Origin of the sequence: Desulfovibrio sp., assembly GCF_041907885.1 — a bacterium.
Classification (GTDB): Bacteria; Desulfobacterota; Desulfovibrionia; order Desulfovibrionales; family Desulfovibrionaceae; genus Desulfovibrio.
Genome location: NZ_JAYRGM010000004.1, coordinates 187245 through 200810, shown reverse-complemented (window position 1 = coordinate 200810; position 13566 = coordinate 187245). Strand labels below are relative to the sequence as shown.

Below are 13566 nucleotides of genomic sequence, written 5' to 3'. Positions count from 1 at the left end.
TTGCGGTATCACACGAAGTTTTTCGGCAGCTCAGCCCCCAGGTTATCCGCTCCATGTTTGTGGAGGGCAAGGTTTTGCTGATGGATATCAAGGGCTTCTGGGGCAAGCAGGAAATGCTTGATGCCGGGTTTGATCTCTGGCGGCTGTAGGCTGTATCACGGCTGATTCTGCGCGCTGGCACAGGCTGCCGGACTCTTGTTCGGCGCCTTGCTGCGCGGCCATGACAGCCAAATGCTTTCTGTTTGTCTGACCATAACAAAACAAGCGAATGACCATGCAGTTTATCGATCTGGCAAAGCAACAGACGCGCATCCGTGGTGCGGTCGATGCCCGCATCAAGACGGTTCTTGATCACGGCAAGTACATCATGGGGCCTGAAGTCCGCGAACTTGAAGAGCTTTTTTGCTCGTTCACCGGTGCAAAGCACTGCATCACCTGTTCTTCGGGCACCGATGCCCTGCTGATGCCCCTCATGGCCTGGGGTATTAAACAGGGGGACGCCGTTTTTGTTCCGCCGTTCACCTTTTTTGCCACGGCTGAAGAACCGGCGCTGCTTGGGGCAACCCCCATTTTTGTGGACGTGGACCCTGTCACCTTCAACATGCGGCCCGATCTGCTTGAAAAAGCCATCGAAGCCGTACAGAAGGCCGACCCCTCCATCTACCCGCTGCCCAAGGCCGCCTGCGAGCGCAAACTGATGCCCCGTGCGGTTATTCCCGTGGATCTTTTTGGCCAGGCGGCAGACTACCAAGCCATACTTGCCATTGCCAAAGCCCACGGCCTCAAGGTTATTGAGGATGCGGCCCAGTCTTTTGGCGGCAGCAGACACGGCAAAATGAACTGCGCGCTGGGCTGCCACGCTGCGGCCACAAGCTTTTTCCCCGCCAAACCCCTTGGCTGCTACGGCGACGGCGGCGCGGTGTTTACCGACGACGACGAACTGGCAGAACTGCTGAAATCCATTCGGGTACATGGCAAGGGCGAAGACAAGTACGACAACGTGCGTCTGGGGCTCAATGGCCGCATCGACACGTTGCAGGCGGCCATTCTGCTGGCAAAGATGGAAATTTTTCCGCAGGAAATCGAGTCACGCCAGCAGGTTGCCGCATGGTATGCCCAGCACCTCGCCGGAATTGACGGCCTTGTGCCCCCCACGGTGGCCAGCGGCTGCGTGAGCGCCTGGGCGCAGTACTGCATCATGCTTCCCCAGGGCAAGCGTCAGACTGTGGCCAACCACCTGAAACAGCAAGATATTCCCACAAACATCTACTACCCCAAGCCGCAGCACTGCCTGGCCGTATTCGCCAGCCTGGGCTACGCCCCCGCCGACATGCCTGCGGCCCTGCACGCCTCGGAAAATATTCTGGCCCTGCCCTTCCATCCCTACCTGGAAGAAAGCGCCGTGCAGCAGATTGCCGCAGCCCTGAAAGAGGCCCTGGCATGAGCGAAAGCACCTACTTTGCGCACGCCTCGGCCTGCGTTGACGATGGCGTATCCATCGGCGACGACACCAAGATCTGGCATTTTTCCCACATCATGAAAGGTACAAGCCTTGGGAAAAACTGCAATATCGGGCAAAACGTCGTTATCGGCCCCGACGCCGTTGTGGGCAATGGCTGCAAAATCCAGAACAACGTCAGCGTTTATAAGGGCGTTACGCTGGAGGACGACGTTTTTTGCGGGCCCAGCATGGTTTTTACCAATGTTTTCAACCCTCGGGCCAATATCCGCCGCATGGACGAGGCCAGGCCCACCCTCATTAAAAAAGGTGCCAGCCTTGGGGCCAATTCCACAATCGTGTGCGGCGTTACCGTTGGCAGCTTTGCCTTTGTGGGCGCGGGCGCTGTGGTGACACGCGATGTGCCAGCCCACGCGCTGGTGTACGGCAACCCGGCCAAAATGCACGGCTGGGTTTGTGAATGCGGCGAAAAACTCGGCCACGACCTGACTTGCCCCGCTTGCGACAAAAAGTATGTTCTTGCCGGTGACGGGCTTGAGCAAGTGCAGCAGAATGTTACTGCAAAGCAATGAGGGCAACGAGTATGAAGACCGTCACATTTATAACCGGCCACTACTACCCTTCCAAGCGTAGAGCAGGGTTTCATAATTTTGCAGATGCAGCTCATGCCCTGGGATACAAAGTAAATTTTGTTACTGTTGGGTATAGTCTGCTGTCTTTTCTGCGCAACGATTACCGCACAAAAATTCCTGACATTAGCAAAAATTATAATACCGCAGTAAAAATCAGGGACAATTTTTTTTCGTATGTCCATTTTACGGCATGGCATCCCATGACGCTGCTTCTTCCTTTTCTGAACAGACTGAGCATGAAATGGATGGACGCTTATGGGCAAGGAAACCTGAAGAACTTGCTGCCCATCATCAGGCAGACAGATATCTTTGTTTTCGAGAGCTGCCCCGGCCTTTTTTTATTTAACCGTATCAAACACGAGAATCCCAACGCAAAAATGGTCTACCGTGTTTCGGACGACATCCGCATTCTGGGTTCTACCCACCCGCGCATGGTCAAGCTTGAGAAAGAGATCGTCGGCAAATTTGACTGTGTTAGCGTACCCAGTTCAGTGATGCAGTCAATGTTTCCCGGCGTTTCGGTGCGGCTTGACCGGCACGGGCTGGACAAAAGCAGCTACGATTCCTGCCTGGAATCTCCCTACGAGGCCGACAGCATCAATGCCATTTTTGTCGGAACAGGGTATATGGATTATGATTTTCTTCAGGCCGCTGCATCACAGCATGAAGATGTAAAATTTCATGTAATTGGCCCAATCAAAGACAAACTTAATCTGCCTAACGTCCACTTTCTTGGGGAAATGCCGTTTAAAAAAACGGTTCCCTACATAAAATTTGCAAATGTTGGCTTGGCTATACGCACATTCCGCAAAGGTTTTGCGGCAACGCTGACAGATTCGCTAAAGATCATCCAGTACAGATACTGTGGACTGCCGATGGTTTCGCCAGATTTCATTGATTTGCACAGGGGCGGAGTTTTTTACTACAAGCCAGGCGATGCCAGTTCTTGCGTCGCCTCTATGCAGCAAGCCTTGCAGCACGGACGCGATGCCAGCTTTGCGCTGGAAGTGCAAACCTGGGGAGAAGTAGCCGAATCCATTCTTCAAACAGTTGATGAGGCACGTTAGCATACTACAGTATGCCTGTTACCTCACACGCCACAAAACGTGAGAGGCCTGAGACAGAACAAAATATGGGGCTGCCTGCACGGGGCAGCCTCTTTTTTTGTAATCAGAAGCAAGCAATTTGCCCGTCAAAGACCACACATCGCATTCCTCTTCCCCACAGGCATACCCCTTGGCTAAGGCTCACGCGGTCTGCATGCGAGAGAGCTGTTTGTACTCCCGCACCATTTCTGCGCGGCCCGCGCAGCTTTGAACCATATAGACAAACATGCCTAAAAAATAGTATGTATCTATAGACCATTATCGTCTATTGCCGTGCAAAATATGCACCCACAGTTTCTGATGCTGCTGTCAAAATGCCCGAACAATGGCCGCGTTCATCAAGCCGCCATGCAGGTACAAACACGGCAGAGCGGCAATCTGCCAAGGGTTTGTGCCATTGTTCTATGTCATCAATCTGGGTCATTGATCTGGGCCAAGGCTTTGCATGCGCTCCACAAACCGCATGGCTGGGCGACCCCCCCCTTAATGACGCTGTAATGGAATTGCGTTCAGGATTCATGACCCCGTTTGCCGTTCTGCTATCGCTGGACAGTGCCTCACAGGTGCTGATTATCCCAAGCGGCATGCAGCATTAAAGGCTAAGTCTCAGCCATTTTTAAATGTTTTAGGGCAAGATATAAAATAAAGGACAATATCCTCATGACCCACTTATTGCTGTTGGTTAAAAAACAGACGCTAACCCTGGGGGAATGCCAGCACGGAAGTTATTCTCCCTTTCTCTATAAGGGCAATGAAGAGGAGTACTGGCCCGACAAGGACAGTCTCTTTTGGGAAGGATTCTGGAAATATGTGTTTAAAGAAAAGCGACTTGGGCCTGATGACCAAATTGCATTGTCAATAATATTTCATGCAGACGAAGCTGACATACCAAAAATCAAAAAAATCATTGCCTGGCCGTGGCAAGAACGCATCGCCTCCTTGCGCATGCAGCCCATATGGCAAATTTTGCCAGAGCTTGTTTGCAAAGAAGGTCTTCTTAAAGAGAATTCACCCCTATATGTGGCCTGGAATGGCGCTACATGGCAGATAAACGCGCAGGGGGCAGAGCCCACAACATCTCAAATTTCACCCTATTCATTTGAAGATCAACATATTGCAAATTGCTTTGCAGCACCGTGGCCTGTACTCGCAGACAAGATCACCCCCACAAAAACAAGTGGAAATCCCAACACAGCGCTTGCCCGCTATGTGGCTACCTCCAAAATTAAAAGCAATTAAGGCTGCGACATGTCAGAACCACACGATCTGCAAGAAGTAAAAGAAGACCAGCAGAGCTTACAAGAATGGCGGCAGCATGTTGATGCCACACTGCAATATCTTATTGCTGAGCTCCCGCAAGAAAAGCGCACGCACCTCTTGCAGAAAGGGGTGAGCTGGGCAAAAAATCTGCTCCCCAACGTGCCGCCCGAAGAAGACATGCAAGACTTGTTGCATAGGGCAAAGCAACGCATCGCCGCCATGGAAAATGAAAAGAACACTCTTTTGCAAAATCTGGATGCATTGCAAAAAGATAAAGATGGAGCAATAGCCGCGCTAGACGAATGCCACAATAACGCGCAGAGATACAATGCCGCCTTTGCAGCCCTGGAGAATGACAATGCCACGCTGCGCCAAAACATGGATACTGCGCGCAGAAAGCTTGAGGAAGTGCAAAAAAATTCCATTGCCGACCCCGCACCGGGCACATGGGAAAAGCAGCTAGCAGCGTTGTCTGCCGACATGCAGGCACTTACAGAAAAATACTTTGAGACAAGGTCAGTGCATATATTTTTTGTGCAATGCGGGCAGTTCAACAGGCTCGTACAGTTTTGGGAGGCATGCAAAAGACACGTTCTGGAGCAGGAATCCGTTCCTGATGGCATTCCAGAGTTTTTGGAGCAGCTTTTGGCTTTGTACAACAGCGCCACCCCACAGGGAGAAGCCAGAATTGTCACGGCAACGGCAGGCTCCACGTTTGACTTTGACGTATGCCAGCGCGTGGGGCCTGACGGAACGCGTGTACAGGCCTTGCTTTTGCCTGGGCTGTGCAATCCTGCGGGAAAGGTTCTGCACAAGGCCCTTGTAACTCTTGTTCGATAATCAAGAGGATTTTTCATGGTTGCTTCTGGTACACGTAATAATTTTATTCCACTTTGCAAATTATTAAATAGCATTTTCAACAAGCTAATCCAGTGGGACATATCCCCTGCGGAAGCATATGATAGCATTGTACAAACTTTTAATGATGTAGATTGCAAAGTATTTTATGATACTGAAACCAGAAAATTATTTTTTGCCACAAAGAATATCGACCTTGTAAGTTATTTAAAAACACGCAAATTTAACCTAGACTGTTTACAACTTGCACCACTTTTCGCCAACGGAATAGGAGTACTGTGTGCATCTTTCCTTAAATACATGCAGCAAGTTGCAGATATAGGCACTAGCACGGCACAAACACCTCATAATGTTTCGTCGTTTATCAATTATTGCAAATTAATACGCACAGCAGGCTTGCCGCAACACGACAAATTACTCGAATGGCATTTCTATGTAGCGACGCAAAGTCTGGATGAACTTTGGAATGGGCTGCTTGCTGACGCGTTTTCGCAAGCATCAGAAGAAACCCCTCCCACGGCTCCCCGTCTTGATGCCAAAACACGCCTGCTCAGTGCCGATACCGAGCGCGCCAATCTGCCCACCCTCGACCAGAGCATTCTTACTGACCAGCATTTGGGGCATTGGGATTTGTGGCAACAAAATGTCACCCTGCCCGAATCGCAGCACCCTGAAATTCCCCTTGATGCTGGCTACATTGCCCGCAACCCCGCCAATGACATACAGCGAAACATTCCTGTTGCCATAGATTTTGGCACCACCAGCACCGTTGTGGCCCTACGGGAGCAGGGGCGCAGCCGTCTTTTTCGCGTGGGGGTAAAGAACTGGCGCGAGGCCCCTGTGCCGCAGGATTTTGAAAACCCCACCCTGCTGGTCATTCAGAACTACCAGCCCCTGATGCAGGCCTGGTACGAGCGCCTCTATCGCCCCCATGTGCAATGGGCACATGTAAAGTGTTCGCACTGGGCCAAGGCAGAGCTGACCGACGCCGCCACCTGCAACAGCATTCAGGGCGGCATAGCCAATCTTAAAACATGGGCGCATACACAAAAACGCCCCATGCCCTACAGGGATGCGCAGGGGCATGAATTTACCATAGCACCGCTCCAAAACGACGACCGCACCGCAGATGCATTCAATCCGCTAGAATTGTACGCTTTCTTTCTTGGGCTGAATTTGAACAACCAGCACAGCCATGGTGGAAGGATTTATCACAATTACCACATGAGCTTTCCTGTGGATTTTGATACGGCCACACGCCAGTGCATCATGCAAGCTTTTTCGCAAGGTCTGGAGCGCAGCCTGCCAGCTTCGCTGGGCTATCAGGAAGGATGGCGCACCACCACGCCATTTACAGTGCATGAGGGCGCCAGCGAACCAGCGGCCTATGCGGCTGGCGCTCTGCCCGTTATGGGGCTGGAGCCTACAAACGAGGGGCTGCCCTTTGGGGTGTTTGACTTTGGCGGCGGCACCACAGACTTTGCCATTGGCATCTACCGCACTGCCACTCCGCAGGAGGAAAGAGATAACGGCTGGGAAGAAGTGCTAGAAATTCTGGACAGCGCGGGCGACGTGCGCCTTGGCGGAGAGCATCTTTTGCACCATCTGGCCTATGCGGTGGTGCGCAAAAACATGCAGAAAATGCTTGAAACCGGGGCTGGCCTCAGCTTTGTAATGCCCGATGACGCCACAGCATTTGCCGGGTCGGAGCTTATTCTGGATACGGGCCTCGCAGCCCGCACCAATACGGCAAAGCTCTGTCAGGCCTTGCGCCCCCTGTGGGAAGAAAATGCTCTGGATACACAGGATACAGGGCAAATTTCGCTGACCCTTTTTGACAAGGCGGGGCAGCAAAGCCCCCTGCTGGCGCTTGATGTGGACGAAGATGCCCTGCGCCAGTGGCTTGCAGCTCGTATCAGGCAGGGGGTGGAAGCCTTCTTTACCACCTTCAGGCAAGCCCTGAAAATTCACGAGAGCAATCCCTCTAAATTTCATGTCCTTTTGGCTGGCAATTCCTGCCGTTCGCCTCTGGTGCATGAGGCCTTCGAGGCAGTTAAAAATGCGATCACTGATGACGACAGTTTACGGCACGCCATAACCATCCATGATGTTTTGAAACAGGATATGGAGCACCCATATGCGCCAACCCTGAAAACAGGGGTGGCTCTGGGCCTTTTGCGCACCATGCCCGGCGAAAGTATGGGCATCATCGACCGTCCACGGGCCCGCAATGACGAAGCCCCCTTCCAGTTTTCTGTGGGAAGCTTCAAACGGAATGCCCTGGTACCGGTACTGCACCGTTACCATGTCTACAATCAGTGGCGGGAGTTCGGGCTGGTACGGCAAGATTTGACCACAATCCTTGGCTATACAGCCTCACCGCTGGCCATTGAAGGCCAAGTGCCACGCGGAGAATGCGCAGAAGAACGGGTCATCTGGGCACAGGAAGACGTGGGCAAAACCATTTTTATTTGCTGCACAAACCCCAACACTGTAGAGCTTGCCCTTGGGCCGGAAGGCGCAACAGAACCGCAGACACAAAACACTATAAAAATCTTCCTGAAAGCATAGAGGCTTGACATGCTGAGCAAAAAATACTGGCTTCCCTCGCAGCACGCCGAAAATTTAAGACAGCAAAGCGAAATGTTGCGTTTAAAGCGTCTGTTGCAGGCAGGCTTATGGACTATACCTCGCAATCTTATTGGTCAGAGTTCAGATACAATATTTGACGAAAGAAATGATTTTTTAAAAAATTTTGCGCCCACAAAGCAAAGCCCCTTGTTTACTCTGCCTGTTGTAGAAAACGATATTCTTTTTGTCGTATCAAATACAAAGCATGACATAGAAAAGGCGACCCCCAAGGAAATCACGAAGTTATTCCACACATATCTACATGGTTTTTTTAATGAAACAGTTTCACCTATGATTATACAGACAACTTTTAGCTATGCAGACATACAAGAAGTAATCAATAACAAACATGCACTGAAAGATGTAGTTAATTTTAATGATTTTAGCTATGGCGGATGCATCAAAAACGGAGCCCCCTCAGATATCACCAAATCTTTTGAAGATGGCGGCGGAACCAGTTGGGGAGCAGGTAAAGGCTTCCTCATTTTCAAGGCACATCAAAAGCTCTCGCAGCTACCGTTCTGGAATGCTGACCCCTCTTGCGCATCCTTTGTGAATACACAAGAACTTTTGTTGCAGGGTGACAATCTTCGGGCAAGATTGCATGTCATGGAGAAATCCTACCTCACAGACAGCGCCAAGGGCCATTGGGATTTGTACTGGCCGGATGAACAGACCCCAGACACCGCCTGCTATGACTGCGTAACCTTGTCAGAAGAGCTGATAGGGCGCGCGCCCCTGGAAGATGTACAAAATAACAGCGTTGTGGGCATAGATTTTGGCACCACAAGCACGGTTGTGGCAGTGCGTGAAGAAAACCGCCACATCCGCCTGTTGCGCGTGGGCCTGCAAAACATGCAACTGGCCGCTGCGGCCAGACATTACGAAAACCCCACGGTGCTGATATTCGAAAACTACGCTTCCCTGCTGGAAAAATGGAATACAGCCCCTTTCAGGCCGCTGATTCGCTGGGAAGACGCGCGCTGTTCGCATCAGGCCAAGGCAGAATTTTGTGATGCGCAGGCCCAGTCGGGCGTTGTGCGCAGTGGGCTTACAGACATCAAAACATGGGCACGCCGCCCTTCGGACGCGCTTCCCCTGCGCTTGTGCGACCAGCAGGGGCTGGAGGTTGAGCTGCATTCTCCCCAGGCAGATATGTCCACCGATGTGCGCAGCCACTATCAGGAAGCAGAGCTTAATCCCATAGAGCTGTACGCCTTCTTTCTTGGCCTGAATCTCAACAATCAGGTATCCTTTGGCGGGCGCATATATACCGAATATTACATGACGTTTCCTGTGAAATTTGACAGGGCCACCCGCGACCGTATTCTCAAAAGCTTTCAGCGTGGGCTGGAGAGGTCTTTGCCCGCCTCTCTGGCCTACGACAGCGCGTGGATGCAGCAAAACGCATTTCATGTGCATGAAGTGGGGAGCGAACCCACGGCCTATGCGGCGGCGGCCCTGCCCTGCATGGCAGACATGGCGCCCACGCCAGAGGGCGTGCCCTTTGGGGTTTTTGATTTTGGCGGCGGCACCACAGACTTTTCCTTTGGCGTATACCGCAAGGCCAAACCGCAGGAAGTGGAAGACTGCGGATGGGAAGATGTGCTCGAAATTCTGGATTCGGCAGGCGACAAAGACCTGGGCGGCGAGCATTTGCTTTTGCTGCTGGCGCGGGAGGTCATCAAGAACAACAGCGACGCCCTGCTGGCGGGCAATGCGCCAAACGCATCAGGGGCCCAGGCCAAAAATGCGCCCATTCCTTTTACTCTGCCAGAAGGCAGCCACTATCATGGCAGCGAACTGCTGCTGGACACAACAGCCATTGCGCAAAGCAATACCACAAAACTGTGCGAGGCCTTGCGGCCATTGTGGGAAGAAGGCTCGCTTGGTCAGGAAGCCACAGGGCAGCTGGAACTCACCCTGTGGAACAGGGACGGGCAAGATGTGCCCGGCTTTCCCCTTATTGTGGATGAAGAGCAGTTAAACGCCGCGTTGCACCAGCGCATTACCCAGGGGGTACAGGCCTTTTTTGCCGCCTTCAGGCAGGCATTCAAGGCCAACAACATAGCCCCCAATAAATTTCATATACTCATGGCTGGCAATTCATGCAGGTCAAATCTTGTCAAAAGCGCCTTTAATGAGCAGATCGAAGCCATTGTGGGTACGGAAAAAGAGATCATTCATCTGCACGAACCTCTGCTGCCCGACAATGACAATCTGGATGCGCCCACCCTTAAAACAGGCGTGGCCATTGGCCTGCTAAAAATGGCACCGGGCGAGAGCATGGGCGTGGTGGAACGCCACAGCACAGCAGAGGAAAGCCCCTTCCGTTTTTGCGTGGGCCGCTTCAGAGAAGGCAAACTCAAACCCACCTTGCTGCGCAATGCTCCTTACGGAGAATGGAAACAACTGGGAAAAGTTTTGCAGCACGGCCAGGAGGTGCTTGGCTACAGCCTGTCGCCCGATGCCATTGAAGAAAAAATCACCAGCCAGGATTGTTATAATCTTCGCCATAGCTGGGGCACGAACAATGCGGGCAGGCTGGTGTTTATGAGCGCATGCACCCCAGGCAGTATAGAGCTGGCCCTTGGAGAAAGCGCCGAAAACATTGACCAAAGCACTCGCAAACGCTTTGAGCTCAAGGAAGTATAACCCATGGGATTTGAAACTGAAAAGACGAACTTCTATGAAGAAATGCAGTTACTCAGGCAAGAGAACTGCGCAAAGGTGGAGGTGAAATTCGACACACCCCACGCACGGGATGACTCCCGTTTTTTTCGCATACACAGCCTGACCTATGAAAAAGATTTTCCCCGGCTGGAAGCCTTTGAAAAAGTGGTGGCCTCCATCAACAAGCCCCAATGCCGTCTGGCCTACTGCCTGCGCGGCACGCAGGCGGGCGCAGAGCTGTATATGGGCATTGTTGCCGACCCGGACAAAGGTGGCAAGCTTAACAGCGTAGATTACGAAACAATGCTGGATAAAGCATTCAAGGGCAACTTTCTGGGGAGCCATCTTGAAGAATGCCCTTCCATAGCCAGCACGTTGCAAGATCCAAAACTTTACTACAGCACGGTTCTGGGCATTCCATCGCGCAACAATGAAAAAGAAAATATTTCTTTTCAGGGCGTTGATAGGCTTATCAACATCATGTCCGGCGTTGAATACCATCTGCTGATTGTATGGGAACCCATGCCCCAGCAATCCATTGAACAGTTTGATACCAGTGTAAAAGAAATTTATGGCATTTTGCAGCGCATTGCAAAACAGTCCGTACAAAGCAGTCAACAGCAAAGCGAGCAAAACAGCTTTGGCGAACAACAAGGCACGGGCACAAGCCGGGGAACAAGCAAGGGGATAAACCGCTCTACCAGTGAGAACACGGGCTGGAGCAAGGAAGGAGGAACAAGCAGTGGGGGTTCCTCTCGCTCCAAGGGCACAAATGACAGCATAACTGAAGGAAGCTCCACCAACGAGAGCCGCACCACATCAAAAAGCACAACTTCTGGCTCCAGCCTCTCGGTCACCTGGGAAGAGCAAAACAAGGCTGTCACTGAATATCTTAAATATATAGACGACGAACTGTTGCCACGATTGCGTCAGGGCCGTGCCAAGGGCATGTACAACACAGCTATCTATCTTGCAGCAGAGAACAATGCTAATTTAAGCTTGCTCGAAAATGCCGTAACGTCAATATATCAAGGTGACAACTCCACATTTTTTCCATTACACGTTCAGGCCTTGCCGCGTACAGATGCCACACGCAAACTTGTGAGCTCTTTTTCCATCTACAACAGGCTTGATGCACAATCATCGCTGTTGCCTTTGTGCTCCCGTCCCATTGGCCAGCACAAGGTCAGCCTCGCCACCTGCCTTACGCCTGCCGAAATCAGCATTATTGCAGGCCTGCCGCAAAAAGAGGTTCCAGGGCTGGAACTGCGCGAACAGGTTACTTTTGGATTGAATATCAACCCGGTAGAACCAGATGAACGCCTGCATCTGGGGCATATGGTGCAAGAGGGCACAGTGCTGGCGCACCGCCCTGTTGTTTTGTCCCGGCAGGATTTGGACAAGCACATTTTTATTGCGGGAACAACCGGGTCTGGCAAGACAACCACATGTCACCGCATCTTGCACGATGCGGCCATGCCTTTTTTGGTCGTAGAACCAGCCAAGACAGAATACCGGGTTCTGCTCAATGACCCGGCTTTTTCCGATATTATACTCTTCACAGTAGGCAATGAAAAAGGCGTACCTTTTCGCTTTAACCCGTTTGAATTTTTGCAGGGAGAAAGCCTTTCCGCACACGTTGACCAGCTGAAGGCCTGTTTTTTGGCCAGCTTTGACATGGAAGCCGCCATCCCCAACCTGTTGGAAGAAGGTCTTTATAAGGTATATGAAACCTTTGGCTGGTCTTTCAGGGATGACAGCAACAGATTTCTTAAAGACAGGGCAGATGCATGGCGGAGCAGCGGAGCCTTTTTTCCCACCATCAGCGACTATATCAAGAAGCTGGTGGAAATCATTCCCCAAAAGGGCTTCGGCGACAGACTCAAGGACGAATATATCGGCTCTGTGCGTGCGCGACTGGACAGCTTGTGCGTAGGAGTCAAGGGCCTCATGCTCAACACGCGCAGCTCTGTGGATTTTACCACCCTTCTTGACCATAAGGTCATTCTGGAACTGGAGGAGCTTAAATCAGGTGAAGACAAGTCCTTTGTCATGGGGCTCGTTCTTGCCAGACTTTCTGAAGCTCTGAAGGCACGCCACAAAATTGAACCGCACTTCAAGCATATCACCCTGGTGGAGGAAGCCCACAGGCTGCTCAAAAGACCCATGCCAGGCGACAGCCCCAATCGCATGATGGGGGTTGAAATGTTTTCTGACATGCTGGCAGAAATTCGTAAATATGGTGAATCACTAATTATTGTTGACCAGATACCCAACAAGCTCGCCCCGGAAGTATTGAAAAATACCAATACAAAAATCATTCACAAGCTGTTTTCCAAGGATGACAAGGAAACAGTGGGCGACACCATGGCTCTGGAACAAAAACAAAGAGACTTTTTATCAAATCTGCTTACTGGTGAAGCCATCGTTTTTTCGCAGGGGTGGAAAAAGCCCGTGCATACCAAGGTGGAAAGGCTCCCAGATGTACACACCTCATGCGATATTAACGAACAAGAGGCATTTGCACAGGGATGGCAGTATTGGGTGCAGCACCCCTGGCAGTACTGCCCTGTGTGCCCCAAAGAGCTTGCGGGCAAGCTTGCACCAAAAGATCTGATGGCTATTGAACACTTGTCGACAGACTTGTGCAATCTCTTTGGCAAGGGCGGTGCGTCTGGTTCTGATGATGCGAACGCGCATGCCGCTTTTTTCGAGATACGAGAAGCATTGCACGCCACAGCGGGCGACTATTGGAATACGATTTTTTCAAATATTCTCCTCTGCGTATTAAAGGCGATTACCACGCCTCGCATTTCATCAGGGGTGCAGAGCCTGACGGAATACCAAACCCTAGAAAAAGACATAAACAAAACTATACTTGAGTGTGTTCAAGCGACGCAAGATACTGTTGCATCTGCATTCAAAAGCATATCTAAACTGAAATAGG

At 51.4% G+C, this 13566-nt stretch carries 8 protein-coding genes; all 8 read left to right on the top strand.

Annotated features, from left to right (window positions below; genetic code table 11):
* Positions 1-274 precede the first annotated feature (274 nt).
* The 8 genes from ACE3NW_RS04450 to ACE3NW_RS04415 all read left to right on the top strand — a co-directional run bounded on the left by ACE3NW_RS04450 (position 275) and on the right by ACE3NW_RS04415 (position 13565).
* The gene (locus ACE3NW_RS04450; RefSeq protein WP_374280799.1) at positions 275-1444 is read left to right on the top strand and encodes a DegT/DnrJ/EryC1/StrS family aminotransferase; all 1170 of its coding nucleotides are present in this window, start codon (positions 275-277) and stop codon (positions 1442-1444) included.
* The gene (locus tag ACE3NW_RS04445) at positions 1441-2031 is read left to right on the top strand and encodes an acyltransferase (protein ID WP_374280797.1); all 591 of its coding nucleotides are present in this window, start codon (positions 1441-1443) and stop codon (positions 2029-2031) included. Before ACE3NW_RS04450 ends, ACE3NW_RS04445 begins: the two co-directional genes overlap by 4 nt.
* A gap of 11 nt (positions 2032-2042) precedes the next feature.
* Positions 2043-3158 (top strand): hypothetical protein, encoded by a 1116-nt coding sequence (locus ACE3NW_RS04440; protein ID WP_374280795.1) that lies wholly within the window; start codon positions 2043-2045, stop codon positions 3156-3158.
* Between the two features lie 699 nt (positions 3159-3857).
* Positions 3858-4436 (top strand): hypothetical protein, encoded by a 579-nt coding sequence (locus tag ACE3NW_RS04435; RefSeq protein ID WP_374280793.1) that lies wholly within the window; start codon positions 3858-3860, stop codon positions 4434-4436.
* Between the two features lie 9 nt (positions 4437-4445).
* Positions 4446-5297, top strand: a complete 852-nt coding sequence (locus ACE3NW_RS04430; RefSeq protein WP_374280791.1) for a hypothetical protein — start codon at positions 4446-4448, stop codon at positions 5295-5297.
* A 414-nt stretch (positions 5298-5711) separates the two neighbouring features.
* Positions 5712-7886 carry a hypothetical protein gene (locus ACE3NW_RS04425; RefSeq protein WP_374280789.1) on the top strand — a complete coding sequence of 725 codons (2175 nt, stop codon included), beginning with the start codon at positions 5712-5714 and terminating at the stop codon, positions 7884-7886.
* Between the two features lie 669 nt (positions 7887-8555).
* A complete protein-coding gene (locus ACE3NW_RS04420; protein WP_374280787.1) occupies positions 8556-10601 on the top strand; it encodes a hypothetical protein in 2046 nt (681 codons plus the stop codon).
* A gap of 261 nt (positions 10602-10862) precedes the next feature.
* Entirely contained in the window at positions 10863-13565 is a 2703-nt protein-coding gene (locus ACE3NW_RS04415) for an ATP-binding protein (RefSeq protein ID WP_374280785.1), read from the top strand.
* Position 13566: the final 1 nt, after the last annotated feature.

Coding starts and splice junctions, on each gene's coding strand:
- ACE3NW_RS04430 (WP_374280791.1), top strand. CDS start 4,446: ATGTCAGAACCACACGATCTGCAAGAAGTAAAAGAAGACCAGCAGAGC.
- ACE3NW_RS04420 (WP_374280787.1), top strand. CDS start 8,556: ATGGAGAAATCCTACCTCACAGACAGCGCCAAGGGCCATTGGGATTTG.
- ACE3NW_RS04415 (WP_374280785.1), top strand. CDS start 10,863: ATGGGCATTGTTGCCGACCCGGACAAAGGTGGCAAGCTTAACAGCGTA.
- ACE3NW_RS04440 (WP_374280795.1), top strand. CDS start 2,043: ATGAAGACCGTCACATTTATAACCGGCCACTACTACCCTTCCAAGCGT.
- ACE3NW_RS04435 (WP_374280793.1), top strand. CDS start 3,858: ATGACCCACTTATTGCTGTTGGTTAAAAAACAGACGCTAACCCTGGGG.
- ACE3NW_RS04445 (WP_374280797.1), top strand. CDS start 1,441: ATGAGCGAAAGCACCTACTTTGCGCACGCCTCGGCCTGCGTTGACGAT.
- ACE3NW_RS04450 (WP_374280799.1), top strand. CDS start 275: ATGCAGTTTATCGATCTGGCAAAGCAACAGACGCGCATCCGTGGTGCG.